Here is an 18,539-nt window from a genome sequence, read left to right on the forward strand (position 1 = left end):
CGATTGGCGCAAAGTCGAGTGTGGCAACGTGTTGCGATGTGGTATTTGAAGGCACGCTATCTTCACAACAGCAACGAGAGGCCGTCATGTTCAACGCCATAGTGATCGATAAAGACGACAGCGGTTATCGCGCCAGCCTGCAGCAACTCAATGACGCGCAATTGCCCGAGGGCGATGTGACCGTGCAGGTTGCGTACAGCACGCTGAACTTCAAGGATGGCCTGGCAATCACCGGCAGCAGCCCGGTGGTGCGCAAGTTTCCGATGGTGCCGGGGATCGACCTTGCAGGCACCGTCGAAGCCAGTTCGCACCCGGACTACAAACCGGGCGATCAAGTGTTGCTCAACGGCTGGGGCGTCGGCGAACAACATTGGGGCGGTCTGGCGCAGAAGGCACGGCTCAACGGCGACTGGCTGATTGCGTTGCCCGAGGCGTTTACCCCGGCACAAGCCATGGCCATCGGCACCGCGGGATACACGGCCATGCTGTGTATTCTGGCGCTGGAGCGCAATGGCGTGACGCCGGACCGGGGGGAGGTGCTGGTGACCGGCGCCAACGGCGGTGTCGGCAGTTTTGCCATCGCGCTGTTGAGCAAGCTGGGTTATCGGGTCGTGGCGTCTACCGGTCGTGTGTCGGAGCATGAATACCTCAAGCAACTGGGCGCCGCTGAAATTATTGATCGTGCCACTCTGTCCGCGCCGGGCAAGCCGCTGGCCAAGGAGCGCTGGGCCGGGGTCATCGATTCGGTCGGCAGTCACACGTTGGCCAATGCCTGCGCCAGCACGCGTTCGGAGGGCACCGTGGCGGCGTGCGGTCTGGCCCAGGGCATGGACTTTCCCGCCTCAGTGGCGCCGTTCATTTTGCGCGGGGTGACGCTGGCTGGCATCAACAGCGTCACTCAGCCCAAGGCGCGTCGCCTACAAGCGTGGGATCGCCTGGCGACAGACCTCGACGTTGCTCTGTTGGCGCTGATCAGCCGCGAGATCAGCTTGAGCGAAGCCCTCGACGCCGCACCGCAGTTGCTGGCCGGCCAGCTTCGCGGACGCGTGGTGGTCGACGTCAATCGCTGAGTTCACGGTCGAGTAACTGGCGTTTGCGCTCGACGCCCCAGCGATAGCCGGACAGGTTGCCATCGCTGCGCACCACGCGGTGGCAGGGAATCGCCACCGCGAGCTTGTTGGCGCCGCAGGCCTGCGCCACGGCGCGCATTGATGTCGGTGCGCCGATGCGTTGGGCAATTTCGGCGTAACTGGCGGTGCTGCCGCTCGGAATCTCCCGCAGCGCCTGCCATACGCGTTCCTGAAACGCAGTGCCTCTGACGTCCAGCGGCAGATCGAGGCCAATCGCCGGCGCTTCGACAAACCCGACGACCTTGGCGATCAGCTGTTCGAAGTCGGTGTCGGCGCCGATCAGGTTGGCCTGGCGAAACTGATCCTGCAGATCGCACACCAGCTGATGCGGGTCGTCGCCCAGCAGAATCGCACAAATGCCGCGCGCGCTTTGCGCCACCAACAGCGCGCCGAGTGAGCATTGGCCGACAGCGAAACGAATGTCATTGTTGTGCCCGGCCGAGCGGTACTCAGCCGGCTTCATCCCCAGCAACCGATCGGCCGATTCATAGAAGCGACTATTGGAATTGAAGCCCGCCTCATAAAGAGCATCGGTAATCGAACCACCGCCCGCCAGACGCTCACGCACCCGGCGCGAGCGATGGGCAGCAAAGTAGCCTCTGGGCGTCAGCCCTGTAGCCGCCTTGAACACCCGGTGAAAATGAAACGGGCTCAACCCGGCTGCCGCGGCCAGTTCATTGAGCGACGGCAACGTCTCGGCGGACTCGATACGACGACAGGCGATCGCCACGGTGGCGGCACGTTGCGCGGCGACTTCACTGTGGTCCTTGCTGGCGCGCCTGCTCGGACGATAACCGGCGGCTTCTGCCTGTTCGGCCGTGTCGAAAAATTCGACATTCTTTGGCTTCGGCAGCCGTGCAAGGCTGCTCGGGCGGCAGTAGATGCCGGTGGTTTTCACGGCGTAGACAAATTGCCCGTCCGCCTGCGGGTCCCGCGCCACCACAGCGGCCCAGCGTGGATCAGCTTCGGTGTCGAGAGTGTAGGACTGCGTTTTCATGAGAGGACATCCGTTGGCCTGTTTGACTCAGGTTAACCAGCCTTGATGATCGCAACACTCCGGGCCTTGCGCTCAAATTCTTGCGCTTATCCGGCAAGGCGGAACGTCAGATTGATTCGTTGTTCGCCAAGTTGCGGGTGCCGGCCGTGTCTGATCGGCAGCACCCCATGAAAACGCAGGCGATCGACGCCGCCCCAGACCACCATATCGCCGTGCAGCAGGGGGATGCGCTGGCTCTTGTCACTGCGTGCGAAACCGCCGAACAGGAACATCGCCGGCAATCCCAGCGACAGCGAAACGATCGGCGCGGCGTAGGCCTTTTCGTCTTTGTCCTGATGCAACGACATCTTGGCACCGGGGACATAGCGATTGATCAGGCAGGAATCAGCGTGGAAATCAGCAAAACCGGCCCGCTCGGCGGCGGCATGCGCCAATTCGGCAAACACCGTCGGCATCGGCGGCCAGGGTAACCCGCTGAGAGGATCGACACGGGTGTAGCGATAGCCGCTGCGATCGGTTATCCAGCCCAGCGCGCCGCAACTGCTGGTGCCGACCGACATGCTGAAGCCCCCCGGCGTAACCATGTGCCGCAACGGGGCTGCGGCGAGAATAGCCGCCAGCTGCGTCAGCAACGATTCGATGCGGGGCAAGGCGAAACCGCGCAGCACCCACGATTGCTCGCCGATCTGCTCGTTACGCGGTTGCTGTACGGGTTCGTGATCGCTGAACAGATCAAAAGGATTCGGTTGCATGGCGCTCATGACGCATCGTGGAAAATGATGCCTAGAGTATGCCGATTGCCACTGTGCAGGCGACTGACGCCGTGACGCATGGTCACCCGATAGTCGCCCCGCACACCTTTGACCGGCCGTTGATTGACGGCAAAAATCACCGCGTCACCTTTCTGTAAATCCAGCACCTGCGGGCGCGATTGCATGCGCGGGCGCTGTTCGGTCAACACGAACTCGCCGCCCGTGAAGTCCCGCCCCGGTTGCGACAGAAGCAGCGCCACTTGCAGCGGGAACACCTGCTCGCCGTAGAGATCCTGGTGCAGGCAATTGTAATCCTGCGGGCCATATTGCAATAACAATGGGGTAGGGCGCTGTTGGCCGGCAGCATGGCAGCGCTGGATAAATTCGGCATGAGTCGCTGGGAAACGCTGCGCCAGACCCATCCGCTCGTACCAACGGTTAGCCAGCGGCACCAGTCGCGGGTACAGCGCTGTGCGCAGACGTTCGACCGGGGCAGGAAGGGGATAGCTGAAATATTTGTATTCGCCGCGACCGAATCCGTGGCGCGCCATGATGACCTGCGAACGAAACGGCTCGGTCTGCGGATACAGAGCACTCAAGCGCTCGCAGGTTTCGGTCCGTAGCAATGAGCGGATGATCGCGCAGCCGTGCTGATCCAGTTGCTGCTCCAGGCTTGCCCAGTCGAGTGCATCCAGCCGGGAAGGTGACAGTGTCATGCCGACTCCTTGATGATCATCGAGGGAGCAGTCTAGGCAGGCCTTGGCGGCGGAACACTCCGCCACTTGCGGTCGAACTCTATGACAAGACGACTTACAGCGCTTTGCTGACTTTGATGTCAGTGACTTCTTCGTCGGTGTGCAGCTTTTTCAGCGCCGCTTTCGCTTCCTCATCGGTGCCGGTCTCAAGCTCGGCGAACTCGAAACGCCGTTCACCGTCGAGCTTGTACTTGATGACGTATTTGGTTTTTTGCGCCACGGTCATGGTTTCCTTTCAGAATAGGCTACGTGTTTCAGCTCAGTTTAGTGCTGGAGCGACGGATGATCTTGATCGAGTGAGTCAGCGTCGGCTTGCGCGTCACGCTGATTGCGCGGCGATTGACGGTGTCGATCGTGATGTTCCAGAAGCCGGTGCTGGGCGCAGTGATGCGCGCCGGAAACGTGTCGAAGGCGCCACCGTGGTAAGTGTGACGGCCGCCATTCTTGAAGCTGCGGAAGTTGGCGTCGTTCATCAGACGGATGTTGCACATTTGCGAGCATTGGATGACGACGATGTCGTCTTCGTTAAGGTGTTCGCGCTGGTGAATAAATTTCATGGGCGCCTCCAGAAGGGCTTTTTCTACAAAATCAAAACGATAGCTTGTCAATGAGCGCAGTTTATCAGCCCGCACGGGTTATTATCTGGCCGTCGGGCGTCGCTTTGACAATTTTGAACAGATATTCGCGATTGGATGCGGGTTAAATGCAAAAGGCTCCGGATAAAAACGGCATTTGTGCTGTCGGACGGTCTTTAACGGAGGTTAGGTATGAAGTGGGGTGTGGTGTGTGTGCCGTGGATTCTGGCTCTGGCCGGTTGTGCGAATGTTGCCGAAATCAATGAAACACTGCCGACCATGAGCGTGATCTCCGGAAAGAAGCCCCTTGAATACGCGCAGTGCCTGTCCGATAAGCTCGCCGACAGCCGCGGCGCGCTGCAGTTGCAGCCGCACAAGGAAGGCGTGCGTGTGATCGTCCCCGGCAAGCTGTCTTCAGGCCCGGCGGCTGTGTTTGATATCGAGGACCGCTCCGGCGGCAGCAGTATCAAGCTGCATGAGCGCATGTCCAACGTGCCGGTTCGCCCGCATGATGTGCAGAAAGCCGCAAACGCCTGCATTTCCGGCTGATAGACTATCAGTCATCAGTATCGAATGCCGTCACAGTCACGCTGTGACGGCATTTTCATTCCGGGAGTCGCGATGAAGCGAGAGCACGTGCGGGAGCGCCACGCAGAAGGCCTTATTTCTGCCACCCATGTCATCCAGAACCCGGCGAATCCTGGGGAGTGGATCGTGTTTTTCAAGAAGAGCGCCGGGCGCAGTTACTTTCTGGTCGACGAGAACGACGAAGTCGAATCTTTCAACCGGCTCGACGATCTTATCGACGTCGTGCGCGGTCTGGGCATCAAGTTCGCCGAAATTCACATGTAAGCCGTTATTTGCAGACCACGACGACCGAACGATTCTTGTAATTGCCGACATCGACGCCGAGGGTCTTGTCGCTTTCCGCTGGCGCAGGCGTGCCATCGGTGCCGACGATGCGATAGCCGGTGCCGGCGCAAGAAGCATCGGCTTTTTCGTAGCACATCGCCCAGGAGTTGGCTTCGCCGGAGCAATCGATGCTCAGGCCCTGTTCGCCGTTTTTAAGGTAGGTGGGTTGCGAGGTGGCACAACCGCCGACCAGCAGAAGTGCAAAAAGGGGCAGCAACGTTTTCTTGGTCATATCAGGTCTTCAGCGAGGGGGACTAGACGCTCTGACAGCGCCGCGGTGAAAAGGTTATAGCGTTTTGCCACTTGTTTGTATGCAGGCACAAAAAAGCCCTGCGCATGGCAGGGCTCTGCGTTTCCTGGCGCCGATCAGTCTTGATCCTTGCCACGGCGTTTTGACGATGCCGGAGTGTCTGTGAACACCGATGCCACGTCTGTCGCCATCTGTTCGCTGTCGAACGGCCCGGCGATGTGTTCGCCGTTGGTGGTGGTCAGCGTCCATTTGCCGTCTTTCTTGTCGATCACATACCCGTTGATGATTTTTACCGCGGCCATCTAGTCTGTCTCGTTCGCTGGTTCAAAAGCCGCCATGATACCGGCAATTGCTCGCATCCGGGTCTGAAAAGCGTATGGTAGTGCCGTTTGCCGGCGTCTTGCGCTACGCTGACTGCGCCGCCCGAAACACCGATGGAACTATCGGCAAGAATATTTCTCTATGATGGCATCGGTTAGCCAGTGCGGGGCATTGTAAGGTGCACGCCGCCTGATTAGACTGCGCCGAAACTCGTACACACAGCCTTTTCAAGGACTTATATGATCAAGAAATGCTTGTTCCCAGCAGCCGGTTACGGTACTCGCTTCCTGCCAGCGACTAAAGCCATGCCTAAAGAAATGCTGCCGGTGGTAAACAAGCCACTGATCCAGTACGGCGTTGAAGAAGCGCTGGACGCCGGCCTGACGGAAATCTCCATCGTTACCGGTCGTGGCAAGCGCGCTCTGGAAGACCACTTCGACATCAGCTACGAGCTGGAAAACCAGATCAAGGGCACCGACAAAGAGAAATACCTGGTCGGCATCCGCAAGCTGCTCGATGAGTGCTCGTTCTCCTACACCCGTCAGACCGAAATGAAAGGCCTCGGCCACGCGATCCTGACCGGTCGCCCGTTGATCGGTGACGAACCGTTCGCCGTGGTCCTGGCGGACGACCTGTGCGTCAATCTCGAAGGCGACGGTGTCCTGACCCAAATGGTCAAGCTGTACAAGCAGTTCCGCTGCTCGATCATCGCCATCCAGGAAGTCGACCCGCAGGAAACCAGCAAATACGGTGTGATCGCCGGCGAGATGATCCGCGACGACATCTATCGCGTGCACAGCATGGTTGAGAAGCCAAAGCCGGAAGACGCACCGTCGAACCTGGCGATCATTGGTCGTTACATCCTGACTCCGGACATCTTCGACCTGATCGAACAGACCGAGCCAGGCAAGGGCGGCGAAATCCAGATCACCGACGCCCTGATGAAGCAAGCCCAGAACGGCTGCGTCATGGCCTACAAGTTCAAAGGCAAGCGTTTCGACTGCGGTGGTGCTGAAGGTTACATCGAGGCGACCAACTTCTGCTTCGAGAACTTCTACAAGACGGGCAAGGCTTACTAAGCCCGTTTGAGCTGTCTGCAAGATAAAGCCACCTTCGGGTGGCTTTTTCGTTTTCCGCCCTTATATGGATCGCAGCGCTTGCCCAATGGATGGCTGCGGGTATGCTGATCGCCTGCCGAGGAGATAGAAATGGCCTACGATTTTGACCTTTATGTGATTGGCGCCGGTTCCGGCGGTGTGCGGGCGGCGCGGTTTGCGGCCGGTTTTGGTGCGAGGGTGGCGGTGGCTGAAAGCCGTTATCTGGGCGGCACCTGCGTCAACGTCGGCTGCGTGCCGAAAAAGCTGTTGGTGTACGGAGCGCACTTTGCCGAAGATTTCGAGCAGTCGTCCGGTTTTGGCTGGAGCCTGGGCGAGGCGAATTTCGATTGGGCGACGCTGATTGCCAACAAGGATCGCGAGATCAATCGCCTCAACGGTATCTACCGCAACCTGTTGGTCAACAGTGGCGTGACGCTGCATGAGGCGCACGCGAAGATCGTCGGGCCGCACGAGGTTGAGGTCGATGGCCAGCGTTACACTGCCGAGAATATTCTGATTGCGACCGGCGGCTGGCCGCAGATTCCGCAGATTCCAGGCCACGAACATGCCATTGGCTCGAACGAAGCATTCTTTCTCAAAGAGCTGCCCAAGCGTGTGCTGGTGGTCGGCGGCGGTTACATCGCCGTCGAGTTCGCCGGGATTTTCCATGGCCTTGGCGCCAACACTACACTGCTGTACCGCGGCGATCTGTTCCTGCGGGGCTTTGATGGTGCGGTGCGCAAGCATTTGCAGGAAGAACTGACCAAGCGCGGCATGGATTTGCAGTTCAACGCTGACATCGCGCGGATCGACAAGCAGGCCGACGGCAGCCTGAAAGCGACCCTCAAGGATGGCCGTGTTCTGGACGCGGATTGCGTTTTCTACGCCACAGGTCGGCGTCCGATGCTGGACAACCTGGGGTTGGAAAACACCGATGTGCAACTCGACGACAAGGGCTTCATCAAGGTCGACGACCAATATCAAACCACCGAGCCATCGATCCTCGCGCTGGGCGACGTCATCGGTCGTGTGCAGCTGACGCCTGTAGCGCTGGCCGAAGGCATGGCCGTGGCGCGGCGTTTGTTCAAACCTGAGCAATACCGTCCGGTGGATTACAAAATGATCCCTACCGCCGTGTTCAGCCTGCCGAACATTGGCACCGTCGGTTTGAGCGAAGAAGAAGCGCGCGAATGCGGCCATGAGGTGGTGATTTTCGAGAGCCGCTTCCGGCCGATGAAGCTCACCCTGACTGAATGTCAGGAAAAAACCCTGATGAAACTGGTGGTCGATGCCAAGACCGACAAAGTGCTTGGCTGCCACATGGTCGGACCGGATGCCGGTGAGATCGTGCAGGGCTTGGCAATTGCCTTGAAGGCTGGCGCAACCAAGCGCGACTTCGACGACACGATCGGGGTCCACCCGACGGCCGCCGAAGAGTTCGTCACCATGCGTACGCCGGTCGGCGCTTAAGCGTCCTTCGGTTTGGCCACGTCTGGCGCCGCCGCAACGGTGGCTGCCAGACGCTGGCTTTCTTCAAGATTTGCCTGCGCTTTGCTTAATTCCTTTTCCAGCGTCTGATTGAGTTGCGTCTGCTCCTCGACGTTCTGTTTGAGCACCTGGCTTTCCAGTGAGGCCGCGCGCAGGCGTTCCTGGAGGAGAGTGCGCTCGCTGTCGACGCGAGTGGCTTGCTCCAGCAACTGATCCTGACGCAGATTGCTCTGCTTGAGCTGGTCCTGCATCAGGCTCAGTTCGCGCTGGGTGCCGCGGTTTTCAGTGAGCAGGCGCTCGTTGTCGCGGTGCAGCTGGGTGATTTCGTCCTGACGTACGAGGGCGCTTTGCTGGGCCTGGCGCAATTCGGCTTGCAATTGCTGAACCTGGGCTTCGTGGCGACTCTGCTCCTGTTCGCGTTGTTCTCGGGCAGCGTTGCGGTAGTGCTCCAGCGCATCGCGGGCGTGCAGGTGCTTTTCTTCCAGTGAGCGAATCTGCTCATCCTTGTCCTGCAGGCGCAATTCAAAGTCCGCCAGCGCCTGATTCAGCCCGGCGTTGCGGGTCTGTTCGGTTTGCAGCATCGAGCGCGTATTGCTCAGGGCTTCGGACTCGCGCGCCAAGGCGGCGCCCTGAATATCGTGCTCGTGTTCGAGTTTCTCCAGGGCCAGACGTGTCTGCTTCAGCTCGGATTCCAGCGCCTCGCGCTGCTCCTCGAATTGTTCACGCGCCTGTTCGATGGGCTCCTGCGCCTGTTCTTTCAGGCGTTGCGCGAGGCGCGAGACCAGTGCGGCCAACTCGTCGTCGATCGGTTCCGCCGAGGCTTCGACGGGCTGTGCGCCGTCATCCAGTTCCTTTAGATAGCGGTGGATCGTGGTTTTCGAGCCGGTGTTGCCCATTTCAATGCGTACCGCATCGATGCTCGGGTGTTCGCCGCGAGCCAGAATCGCGGTGCGCGCAATCTGCACCAGGGCTTTGGTAATGCCGCCACGGGCCATGTAAACTCCTACGGTTACGTACTGTGGTACATGACACTAAAGTACGCAGTGTACCACGCTGAAAATAAAGTTAAATCTTTGATATAGAAGAGGCGGGATATACTGGTATTACCCAGTGTCAGGCGGCAAAATGCCGATTTGCATCCCTGAATCAGTACGCCGAGAGAAAACCGCCCATGAGCGATATGGATCGCTATCTGCAAGCAGCGACCCGTGACAACACGCGCCGCAGCTATCGCGCCGCCATCGAGCATTTTGAAGTGGTCTGGGGCGGCTTCTTGCCTGCAACAGCCGACAGCGTTGCGCGCTATCTGGTGGAGCATGCAGGGGTGCTGTCGATCAATACGCTGAAGCTGCGTCTGTCGGCGCTGGCGCAGTGGCACAACAGTCAGGGGTTTGCCGACCCGACCAAGGCGCCGGTGGTGCGCAAGGTGTTCAAAGGTATTCGCGCATTGCACCCGGCTCAGGAAAAGCAGGCCGAGCCGTTGCAATTGCAGGATTTGCAGCGTGTGATCGATTGGCTGGAACACGAAGCTCAGACCGCCCGACAACAGCAGGATCGCCCTGCGTTGCTCAAGGCTTATCGAGATCGCGCACTGATTCTGCTGGGTTTCTGGCGCGGCTTTCGCAGCGACGAGCTGTGCCGCTTGCAGGTCGAACATGTGCAGGCTCACGCTGGCCGCGGCATCACCTTGTACCTGCCGCGCAGCAAGGGCGATCGCGAGAATCTGGGGCAGACCTATCAGGCGCCGGCGCTGTTGAAGCTTTGTCCGGTCCAGGCTTACATCGACTGGGTCACCGAAGCGGCGCTGGTCCGTGGCGCGGTTTTTCGCAGCATCGACCGCTGGGGCAATCTGAACGAGGAGGGCCTGCACGCCAACAGCATTATCCCGCTACTACGCCAGGCCTTGCAGCGCGCGGGGATCGCCGCTGAGAACTACACCAGCCACTCATTGCGTCGCGGCTTCGCCACTTGGGCTCATCAAAGCGGCTGGGATTTGAAGTCGCTGATGAGTTACGTCGGCTGGAAGGACATGAAATCCGCAATGCGTTATGTTGAGGTCAGCCCATTCCTGGGAATGGCTCGGATCATGGATAAGCCGGATCAAGCGTAGAGATCGTTTTCTTCTATTAATACAGTCACGTAATAGCGAAAACAAATCAGCAGTATCAGGTTTGCCAATGAGCCTTCCGTCCAGCGAATGGGTAGGATTCACCCATCAACTTCATAACCCCTGACGGAGAGTCATCGATGCCTATCATCAACAGCCAAGTAAAACCGTTCAAAGCTACCGCGTTCAAAAACGGCGATTTCGTTGAAGTTTCGGACGCTGACCTGAAGGGCAAGTGGTCGGTCGTGTTCTTCTACCCAGCCGACTTCACCTTCGTCTGCCCAACCGAGCTGGAAGACCTGGCCGACAACTACGCTGAGTTCAAGAAGCTGGGCGTAGAAATCTACAGCGTCTCCACCGACACGCATTTTGCCCACGCTGCCTGGCACAACACTTCGCCAGCCATCGGCAAAATCGAATACACCATGATCGGCGACCCGACCCACGTCATCTCCCGCAACTTCGACGTGCTGATCGAAGAAGCCGGTCTGGCGGATCGTGGCACCTTCGTGATCAACCCTGAAGGTCAGATCAAAATCGTTGAGCTGAACGATGGCGGCGTTGGCCGTGACGCTTCCGAGCTGCTGCGCAAGATCAAGGCTGCTCAGTACGTTGCTGCACACCCAGGCGAAGTTTGCCCAGCCAAGTGGAAAGAAGGCGAGGCCACTCTGGCTCCGTCCCTGGACCTGGTCGGCAAGATCTAAGTCTGTGACACGCAACGCAGGGCGGTACGCCGCACCTTCTTAAGTTAGCTGCACCGCCCAATAAAAATGCCCGGGCGAGATTCGCTCGGGCTTTTTTTTGCCTCAAATATAGGAAATCGCCCGTATGTTGGACGCCAATCTTAAAGCCCAGTTGAAATCGTACCTGGAACGGGTCACCCAACCGATCGAGATCGTTGCATCCCTCGACGACGGTGCGAAATCCCGTGAAATGCTCGACCTGCTCAAAGACGTTGCGAGTCTTTCGAGCCAGATTACTCTGATCGACAGCGGTGACGACGCACGCAAGCCATCGTTCTCGATCAACCGCCCGGGCGCTGACATCAGTCTGCGTTTCGCCGGTATTCCGATGGGCCACGAATTCACTTCGCTGGTACTGGCGCTGCTGCAAGTCGGCGGCCACCCATCCAAAGCCAGTGCTGAAGTCATCGAGCAGATTCGCTCGCTCAAAGGCGAGTTCAGCTTCGAGACCTACTTCTCGCTGTCTTGCCAGAACTGCCCGGACGTCGTTCAGGCGCTGAACCTGATGGCTGTGCTCAACCCGAACATTCGCCACGTCGCCATCGACGGCGCGCTGTTCCAGGATGAAGTCAATGATCGCAAGATCATGGCCGTGCCGAGCATTTACCTGAACGGCGAAAACTTCGGCCAGGGCCGCATGGGCCTGGAAGAAATCCTCGCCAAGCTCGACACCGGTGCCATTGAGCGTCAGGCCGAGAAGATCAGCGCCAAGGAAGCCTTTGACGTGCTGGTCGTCGGCGGTGGCCCAGCCGGCGCTTCGGCCGCCATTTATGCAGCGCGTAAAGGCATTCGCACCGGCGTTGCCGCTGAGCGCTTCGGTGGTCAGGTGCTGGACACCATGGCCATTGAGAACTTCATTTCCGTACAGGAAACCGAAGGCCCGAAACTGGCCACGGCGCTGGAAGAACACGTCAAGCAGTACGACGTCGACATCATGAATCTGCAACGCGCCGACAAGCTGATCCCTGGCAAGAATGGCGAACTGCACGAAGTCCGCTTCGCCAGTGGCGCGTCCCTTAAAGCCAAAAGCGTGATTCTCGCGACCGGCGCACGCTGGCGTGAAATGAACGTGCCGGGCGAGCAGGAATACCGCAATAAAGGCGTGGCGTACTGCCCGCACTGCGACGGTCCGTTGTTCAAGGGCAAGCGCGTGGCAGTGATCGGTGGCGGCAACTCCGGCGTTGAAGCGGCCATCGATTTGGCCGGTATCGTGTCGCACGTAACGCTGCTGGAGTTCGACGTGCAACTGCGTGCCGACGCCGTGCTGCAACGCAAGTTGCACAGCCTGCCGAACGTGACAGTCATCACCAGTGCGCAAACCACTGAAGTGACTGGCAATGGAGAGAAGGTCAACGGCCTGCGCTACAAGGATCGCAACACCGATGAATTGCGCACGGTCGAGTTGGAAGGGATCTTTGTGCAGATCGGCCTGCTGCCTAACACCGATTGGCTCAAAGGCACCATCGAGCTGTCGCCGCGCGGGGAGATCATCGTCGATAACCGTGGCGAGACCTCGATCCCGGGCATCTTCGCCGCCGGTGACGTCACGACTGTGCCGTACAAGCAGATCGTTATTGCCGTGGGCGAGGGCGCCAAGGCATCGTTGAGTGCTTTCGATCACTTGATCCGGACTTCGGCACCGGCGTAATTGCCAAGTCGGAAATGAAAAAACCCATGAGCGATCATGGGTTTTTTTATGCCTGACTCAAATCCAATTGTTGGCCTTCGCCTGCTCGCGATGACGGTAGCGAATTCAATACTTTATTGACTGACAGACCGCTTTCGCGAGCAGGCTCGCTCCCACAAGTAAACCGGTCAGTCAGTTACAGCGGCGCAGGCTGGATGATCTCGACCCAGTAACCGTCCGGATCCTTGATGAACGCCAGGCTTTTCATGCGGCCATCGCTCAGGCGCTTCTGGAAATCACAGCCCAGTTCTTCAAAACGTGCGCATGCGGCAACGATATCCGGCACCGAAATGCAGATGTGGCCGAAACCACGCGGGTCAGTGTTGCCGTTGTGGTAGGCGAAGTCGGCATCGTTTTCGGTGCCGTGGTTATGGGTCAATTCGAGAATGCCGGGGATCGACTTCATCCATTGCGTGCGGGCAGCGGCATCGGCGGGGATCTGCGCTTTATCCACCAGGGCGAGGAAGTACAGGCTGAACTCGGCTTCCGGAAAATCGCGCTTCTCGACCAGCGAAAACCCCAGCACGCGGGTATAGAAATCCAGCGACCGGGTGATGTCCTTCACGCGCAGCATGGTGTGGTTGAACACGAAGTTACGGGTTGCGCTGTCTGGCGTGGCGGTAACGCCGGGGAAAGTGTTCAGTTCGTTGAGGCTCATGAGCCCTCCAATAACTATGGGCGAGTGGATGGACGCAATGATACGCAAGCCTGCCAGCATCACCAAATGAAAGGGCAAGCTTGCTCTGCGCACGGGCGAGGCTCAGACTTTGCAGCTCATCTCTGCGAGTGCGTGCGCTAATGATCCGAGTGTTCAAGTCTGGGTTGGTTCTATTGGCCGTGGTTGCGGTCGGCACTTCGGTGTTCGCCGCCGAACCGCAAATTACCTGGCCAGCGGGCTGGGTAGTCGCGAAGCTTGCCGACGCGACGCCGTCGGTTTCCCGTCAGCGAGCCGTGAAAAATGATGCCGATGGCAATCAGGTAATGGTCATGGAGTTGACCATGACGCCGGTTGAAAGCGGGCATCAAGTCAACTTGCAGGGCGTGTTGATGGAAATGCGCAAATCCATCCAGAAGGATTTTTTCCAGAGCGGTTACCAAAGTGTGTGCAACAAAGTGCATGCGTCAACGCTGGGGTCTTTGCCAGCGCTGGAGACGACCTGCACCATCACTGAGAACGGTCGCCATGTGCTGTCGCAAACACTGGTCGCCGCAGTCGAGGCGGGCCGGGCTTATGTTCTTTCCTATGCAGGGCAGGCAGAGGTTTATAAGGCGAGCACCGAGGAAATAGTCGCGGCAAGAAACAGCCTGAAACTTTAGCAGAGTGTTATTTTGTGACAGGGTTAAATAGCCGAAGGGATTAAGCACAAAGTTGGACGTTGCACCGCAATCGCAACATTACGCAGCAAAATGTTTAGCGGTTCACCGCCCTTACGCTAGCAAATGCTGGCAACTTGCAGGATGAAAATCATTTCATTTGTTAAATATTGTCAATAAAAAAGCCCTGCTTCTGGCAGGGCTTTTTGTTGGCGGAAGATTAACCGCGCAACCAGGAATCAACGGTAGCTGCACCGTATTGTTCCTTCCAGGCCTTCAGGCCGCGGTGGTTGCCGCCCTTGGTTTCGATCAACTCGCCGGTGTGCGGGTTCTGATAAACCTTGACCACGCGGGCGCGACGGGTTTTAGGCGCTGCGGACACTTGCAGGCCCGATTTTGCCGGGTTCGGATCGAGAATGGCGATGATGTCTTTCAGGCCTTTGCCGTAGGTTTTCATCAGCCCCTGGAGCTTTTCTTCGAATTCGATTTCTTTCTTGAGCCCGGCATCGTTCTTCAGCGATTCCAGCTGCTTGAGCTGTTCCTGAAGGGCCTTTTCAGCTGCACGAAATTCAGCGAGTCTGGACAATATCTTTACTCCAATAGTGTGTTTAGCTGATACCAACCGCAAACAAAGCTATAAGCCGGGAGCCTTGAAGCGACTCGGTGATAAATGGCTTACCCGCCAGTTTTGCTCAGGTTGAAAAAATTGTAGTAGTTAATCGCCCCAGAGTAAATCCTGATCTTGTCTTCATGTAACAACAGCGCTTTTTTGTATCAATTTGGTGCGCCGGTCCGGTCGTTGTGTCATGTAGTTAATGGTGACTTAATGCGCTGATGAAATCCGCGGCCGGCATTGGTTTGCCGAACAAATAGCCTTGCAGGAAGTTGACGTGGTGCGCGGTCAGATAATCAGCCTGGGCCTGAGTTTCGACACCTTCGGCAACAATACCCAGGTCGAGCTTGGCCGAGAGTTCGATAATCGTGTCCAGAATATGCCGCGACAACGCGTCGATGCCGATCATCGCGACAAAACTTTGATCGATCTTGAGGAAGTCCACATTGAATTTGCGCAAGTAGCCGAGGCTGGAGTGGCCGGTGCCGAAATCGTCGATCGCGATCTTCACGCCCAGCAAGTGCAGTTGCTCAAACAATTGACGGGTAATGTCGGTGGGTTCAATCAGCTCTCGTTCCGTCAACTCCAACACCAGGCTTACGCTGCCAGCGACAAAGGCGTCGAGGAATTCGCGGCAGTCCTCGACCAGATCCAGATCCCGGCAATGGCTGGCAGTAATGTTGATACCGATGTGAAACGGTGTGGCGAACGTTGCCGAGTGCGGTCCCAGCAGGGCCGCGGTCTGCTGCATCAGTGAACGCGTCATGGGCACGATCAGCCCCGAATGCTCGGCGAAGGGAATAAACAGGTCCGGGCGCACCAGGCCCTCCTTGGGGTGATTCCAGCGCATCAGGACTTCGGCGCCTGACCATGCCTTGCTGTCACCATGAACCACCGGCTGGAAGTACGGAATGAACTCGCCGGCCTCCAGCGCACGGAGCATTTCGTGGCTCGGCGAGGTCGAGCGCTTCTGCACGATATGGCCAATGGCACCCGAGACCACGCCGAAAAAAATCAGCAGACTGAACAAGGGCGGGTATTCGTCCGCCATGTAGCGCCAGACTTGCCCCTGCGGGAAACCCGCTGCGACGCTGAACGCGTAACGCGCGGAGTTCAGCGTGCTTTGCGCCACGGGCAGAGCGGGAAGCTCGCCCTGGTGCACGCTGCCGTCGGCGGACAGCCAATTCTCACCGACTTGCAGCACGAGCAAGGTCTGCCGGCCGATCAGGCGCAGGATGTTGCTCAGGTGATAGCCATCAAGCGTGGTCAGCGCGCCGCCGCGACCGTCGCTGAGGCGGTACACCAGCAGCGCGGTGTTGGGAGTTACCGGGTTACCGTTCATGAGCCACAGTTTGCCGGCGTGATAATCGCCCGCGTTGACCGCTTCCTTGAAGTCGCCGAACAGCGAGCTGCAATACAGGTCGTTGTCCCACACCAGATTGGTCGAGCGCACGAAGGGGCGACGGGTGACCTGTTCGCGCAAGGCCAGTTTCACCTCTTCGCAGGTTTTCCCGGCCAGTGGCAGCAGATCCCGGGCGGCCTGCGCGGTGTTGTCGAGCATTAACTCGAACTGGCGCAGCGCTTCCTCGGCGGTGTGCTGCGAACTTTGCTGCAAGGTGCGCTCAGCCTGCATATACAGAATCACGCTACCGAGCACGATGGGCAGCAGGCCGCTGAGCAGTGTCACGATGATGCGCGTGCTGCGCTTGCGGCGGGGTCTCACGGTGAGCGGCATGGACGCATCCTGTTGCGATGAAGTGGGGCGCTTGAGTTCAGGCCTGGCGACGGCGCGGCGCCGGACAAACGTTGAAGCAAAAGGGAGGATAGATGGCGGATGACGCTTGTGCCGCTCATTGTTGGGAGACGGTTGTCGCCAGCTTGATAAAGGCCAGCGCTGCCGGTGAGGCCTGGCGCTGATCAAGCACGGCCAGACCGACCTGACGCTTGACGGCCGGCAGCAAGGGCCGTTTCTCGTAACCCGCGCTGACGTCGTCCGGTAATGAGCTCGCAGCGACAATTGTGATCGCGTCGCCACGGCTGACCGTGTCGAGGGTGCTGATCAGTTGCGAGCAACGATAACGGATGTTCGGTTGCAACCGCGCCGCCATGAACAGTCGCGACACCAATTCTGCGGAACCTGCCTCGGTGAGCACAAACGGGTCGTCGCACAGGTCCTTGAGTCTCAACGCTGACTGCGCCGCCAGTTGATGTCCGCGTGGGAGCAGCGCGACCATTTGATCTTCGAGCAAGGCGAAGGTGTCGAAACGCTCTTCGGGCAGCACCACGAATCCGACGTCGATGCGCCGCTCCTCCAGCCATTGAATAACTTGCCGATCCGGCCCTTCATCGATGTGCACTTCGATGCCCGGATGCGCCTGGCGAAAGCGCTGCAGAATCTTCGGTAACAGCCTGATCGACGAGGTCGGGCCGAACGAGCCGATGCGCAGCGTGCCGGTTTTCATGCCACGTGCATCCGCCGCTTCCTGGCGCAAGGTGTTGGCGAGGCCGAGCATCGCCCGGGCGCGCAGCAGCAGTTGTTCGCCGATATCGCTGAGTTCGACGTGGGATTGATGGCGCCGCAGCAGCTCGATACCCAGTTCCTGCTCAAGGGATTTCATCGCGTGGGACACCGCAGACTGCGAGATCCCCAGGCGCTGGGCGGCGAGGGTAAAGCCACGCAGTTCGGCCACGCGCGAAAATATTTCCAGTTGCGTGAGGGTCATGAGTATTTGCTCATTTTACGATGACGGATAATGAGCGGGATGATACGCCATCCCTTTACGGTATGGGTCTGGAGTGTCATGCGTAACCTTGAGCAAGCCCATCGGGGCGAATCCGCTATGCCGGTGTACGTGACGCTGGCGGCCGTCACCATGATCTGGGGCGGGACCTTTGTCGCCGGGCGTTTTCTCGCCGGCAGTCTCAGTCCGATGTTCGCCGCCAGTCTGCGCTTTTTGCTGGCCAGTGCCGCGTTGCTCGGCTTCCTGTGGCTGGCGCGCATTCCACTGGCGCGGCCGACGGCACGGCAGTGGTTGCAGCTGAGTCTTCTGGGCTTGTTCGGGATTTTCTTCTACAACCTGTGCTTCTTTTATGGTCTGCAATACATCAACGCTTCACGCGCCTCGTTGATTGTCGCGTTGAATCCGGCGGTGATCGGCCTGGCTTCCTGGCTACTGTTCAAGGAGCGTCTCGGGCGAGTGAAAGTCACCGGCATCGTCCTCTGCATCGCCGGTGCCAGTCTGGTCATTGTCAGTCGCAACCCGCAGTTGCTGGCGGCAACCGCGGATGCGTGGGTCGGCGACCTGTTGATATTGGGTTGCGTGGTGGGTTGGGGCGTTTATTCGCTGTGTTCCCGCAGCCTCAATCAGAGCCTGGGGCCGCTGCAGACGGTCACTTACTCAATCCTTATTGGCACTGCCATGTTGTGGATTTTGGCGGTCGTTCGTGGCGAACTGAGCTGGACTGCGCTGATCGAGCTTGGCACTGCGCAATGGTTGAGCCTGATCTATCTCGGCGTCTTCGGCTCGGCGCTGGCTTACATCGGTTATTACGATGGCATCCGTAAAATCGGCGCGACGCGCAGCGGCGTCTTCATCGCCCTGAACCCGCTGACGGCGGTAATGCTGGGTGCGTTACTGCTCGGCGAGCAACTGACCCCCGCCATGTATCTGGGTGCAACATTGATTCTGCTGGGCATTTATCTGTGTAACAAAACCCTTGCACCGATGGCAAAAAAGCGGATTTTATAGAGGCAGCAGACAAGCCGGGTTACGCTGTGTAGAATCGGTTTACGCATAC

The 18,539-nt window shown here is 58.6% G+C and carries 22 protein-coding genes; 10 read left to right on the forward strand and 12 right to left on the reverse strand.

The features are described from left to right. The first annotated feature begins 86 nt into the window (after positions 1-86). Positions 87-1,070: an acrylyl-CoA reductase (NADPH) gene (gene acuI / locus HU739_RS03430; protein ID WP_186546366.1), complete on the forward strand. Its 984-nt coding sequence runs from the start codon at positions 87-89 to the stop codon at positions 1,068-1,070. Here the strand turns inward: acuI and ada are convergent. The 5 genes from ada to HU739_RS03455 all read right to left on the reverse strand — a co-directional run bounded on the left by ada (position 1,060) and on the right by HU739_RS03455 (position 4,191). Beyond that, entirely contained in the window at positions 1,060-2,127 is a 1,068-nt protein-coding gene (gene ada / locus HU739_RS03435; RefSeq protein ID WP_186546365.1) for a bifunctional DNA-binding transcriptional regulator/O6-methylguanine-DNA methyltransferase Ada, read from the reverse strand. The two genes, acuI and ada, sit on opposite strands and share 11 nt — an antisense overlap. An 86-nt stretch (positions 2,128-2,213) precedes the next feature. Beyond that, positions 2,214-2,879 carry a DNA oxidative demethylase AlkB gene (alkB, locus tag HU739_RS03440; RefSeq protein WP_186546692.1) on the reverse strand — a complete coding sequence of 222 codons (666 nt, stop codon included), beginning with the start codon at positions 2,877-2,879 and terminating at the stop codon, positions 2,214-2,216. A gap of 5 nt (positions 2,880-2,884) precedes the next feature. Continuing rightward, positions 2,885-3,595 (reverse strand): 2OG-Fe(II) oxygenase, encoded by a 711-nt coding sequence (locus HU739_RS03445; protein WP_186546364.1) that lies wholly within the window; start codon positions 3,593-3,595, stop codon positions 2,885-2,887. A 94-nt stretch (positions 3,596-3,689) separates the two neighbouring features. Further along, complete coding sequence (locus HU739_RS03450) at positions 3,690-3,860, reverse strand: hypothetical protein (protein ID WP_186546363.1); 171 nt, start codon at positions 3,858-3,860, stop codon at positions 3,690-3,692. Between the two features lie 28 nt (positions 3,861-3,888). After that, positions 3,889-4,191, reverse strand: a complete 303-nt coding sequence (locus HU739_RS03455; protein ID WP_007912251.1) for a DUF1883 domain-containing protein — start codon at positions 4,189-4,191, stop codon at positions 3,889-3,891. A gap of 210 nt (positions 4,192-4,401) precedes the next feature. On the opposite strand from HU739_RS03455, the gene HU739_RS03460 reads away from it, so the two are divergent. Continuing rightward, positions 4,402-4,758, forward strand: coding sequence for a hypothetical protein (locus tag HU739_RS03460; protein WP_186546362.1), 357 nt, complete (start codon positions 4,402-4,404; stop codon positions 4,756-4,758). 72 nt (positions 4,759-4,830) lie between these two features. Next, positions 4,831-5,061, forward strand: coding sequence for a hypothetical protein (locus HU739_RS03465; protein WP_186546361.1), 231 nt, complete (start codon positions 4,831-4,833; stop codon positions 5,059-5,061). A gap of 4 nt (positions 5,062-5,065) precedes the next feature. Here the strand turns inward: HU739_RS03465 and HU739_RS03470 are convergent, their stop codons facing one another. Then, positions 5,066-5,353, reverse strand: a complete 288-nt coding sequence (locus HU739_RS03470; protein WP_186546360.1) for a hypothetical protein — start codon at positions 5,351-5,353, stop codon at positions 5,066-5,068. A 134-nt stretch (positions 5,354-5,487) separates the two neighbouring features. Next, complete coding sequence (locus HU739_RS03475; RefSeq protein WP_016774922.1) at positions 5,488-5,673, reverse strand: hypothetical protein; 186 nt, start codon at positions 5,671-5,673, stop codon at positions 5,488-5,490. 258 nt (positions 5,674-5,931) lie between these two features. Here HU739_RS03475 and galU point away from each other — a divergent pair, with 258 nt between their 5' ends. Both galU and gorA read left to right on the forward strand, forming a co-directional pair. After that, complete coding sequence (galU, locus tag HU739_RS03480) at positions 5,932-6,771, forward strand: UTP--glucose-1-phosphate uridylyltransferase GalU (RefSeq protein ID WP_007912230.1); 840 nt, start codon at positions 5,932-5,934, stop codon at positions 6,769-6,771. A gap of 129 nt (positions 6,772-6,900) precedes the next feature. Beyond that, the gene (gorA, locus tag HU739_RS03485) at positions 6,901-8,259 is read left to right on the forward strand and encodes a glutathione-disulfide reductase (RefSeq protein ID WP_186546359.1); all 1,359 of its coding nucleotides are present in this window, start codon (positions 6,901-6,903) and stop codon (positions 8,257-8,259) included. Here gorA and HU739_RS03490 read toward each other — a convergent pair. Beyond that, positions 8,256-9,272 carry a DNA-binding protein gene (locus HU739_RS03490; protein ID WP_186546358.1) on the reverse strand — a complete coding sequence of 339 codons (1,017 nt, stop codon included), beginning with the start codon at positions 9,270-9,272 and terminating at the stop codon, positions 8,256-8,258. The genes gorA and HU739_RS03490 overlap by 4 nt on opposite strands. A gap of 176 nt (positions 9,273-9,448) precedes the next feature. Here HU739_RS03490 and HU739_RS03495 point away from each other — a divergent pair, with 176 nt between their 5' ends. The 3 genes from HU739_RS03495 (at position 9,449) to ahpF (ending at position 12,775) form a co-directional block, all read left to right on the forward strand. After that, positions 9,449-10,387, forward strand: coding sequence for a site-specific integrase (locus HU739_RS03495; RefSeq protein ID WP_186546357.1), 939 nt, complete (start codon positions 9,449-9,451; stop codon positions 10,385-10,387). Between the two features lie 137 nt (positions 10,388-10,524). Continuing rightward, positions 10,525-11,088, forward strand: coding sequence for an alkyl hydroperoxide reductase subunit C (ahpC, locus tag HU739_RS03500; protein WP_186546356.1), 564 nt, complete (start codon positions 10,525-10,527; stop codon positions 11,086-11,088). 124 nt (positions 11,089-11,212) lie between these two features. After that, positions 11,213-12,775: an alkyl hydroperoxide reductase subunit F gene (ahpF, locus tag HU739_RS03505; protein ID WP_186546355.1), complete on the forward strand. Its 1,563-nt coding sequence runs from the start codon at positions 11,213-11,215 to the stop codon at positions 12,773-12,775. A 175-nt stretch (positions 12,776-12,950) separates the two neighbouring features. On the opposite strand, the gene gloA is transcribed toward ahpF, so the two are convergent. Further along, the gene (gene gloA, locus HU739_RS03510; RefSeq protein ID WP_186546354.1) at positions 12,951-13,472 is read right to left on the reverse strand and encodes a lactoylglutathione lyase; all 522 of its coding nucleotides are present in this window, start codon (positions 13,470-13,472) and stop codon (positions 12,951-12,953) included. A gap of 140 nt (positions 13,473-13,612) precedes the next feature. Between gloA and HU739_RS03515 the strand changes: the two genes are divergently transcribed. Further along, a complete protein-coding gene (locus HU739_RS03515) occupies positions 13,613-14,131 on the forward strand; it encodes a DUF4946 domain-containing protein (RefSeq protein WP_186546353.1) in 519 nt (172 codons plus the stop codon). 217 nt (positions 14,132-14,348) lie between these two features. On the opposite strand, the gene HU739_RS03520 is transcribed toward HU739_RS03515, so the two are convergent. The 3 genes from HU739_RS03520 to HU739_RS03530 all read right to left on the reverse strand — a co-directional run bounded on the left by HU739_RS03520 (position 14,349) and on the right by HU739_RS03530 (position 17,464). Then, positions 14,349-14,714, reverse strand: coding sequence for a histone-like nucleoid-structuring protein, MvaT/MvaU family (locus tag HU739_RS03520; protein ID WP_123468398.1), 366 nt, complete (start codon positions 14,712-14,714; stop codon positions 14,349-14,351). Positions 14,715-14,940: 226 nt separating this feature from the next. Further along, on the reverse strand, positions 14,941-16,476 hold the full coding sequence (locus HU739_RS03525; protein WP_186546352.1) for an EAL domain-containing protein: 1,536 nt from the start codon (positions 16,474-16,476) through the stop codon (positions 14,941-14,943). A 115-nt stretch (positions 16,477-16,591) separates the two neighbouring features. After that, entirely contained in the window at positions 16,592-17,464 is an 873-nt protein-coding gene (locus HU739_RS03530) for a LysR family transcriptional regulator (RefSeq protein WP_186546351.1), read from the reverse strand. Positions 17,465-17,542: 78 nt separating this feature from the next. Here HU739_RS03530 and HU739_RS03535 point away from each other — a divergent pair, with 78 nt between their 5' ends. After that, positions 17,543-18,490 (forward strand): DMT family transporter, encoded by a 948-nt coding sequence (locus HU739_RS03535; protein WP_186546350.1) that lies wholly within the window; start codon positions 17,543-17,545, stop codon positions 18,488-18,490. Positions 18,491-18,539: the final 49 nt, after the last annotated feature.

It is taken from the genome of Pseudomonas hamedanensis (genome assembly GCF_014268595.2).
In the GTDB taxonomy this organism is placed as follows: Bacteria; Pseudomonadota; Gammaproteobacteria; order Pseudomonadales; family Pseudomonadaceae; genus Aquipseudomonas; species Aquipseudomonas hamedanensis.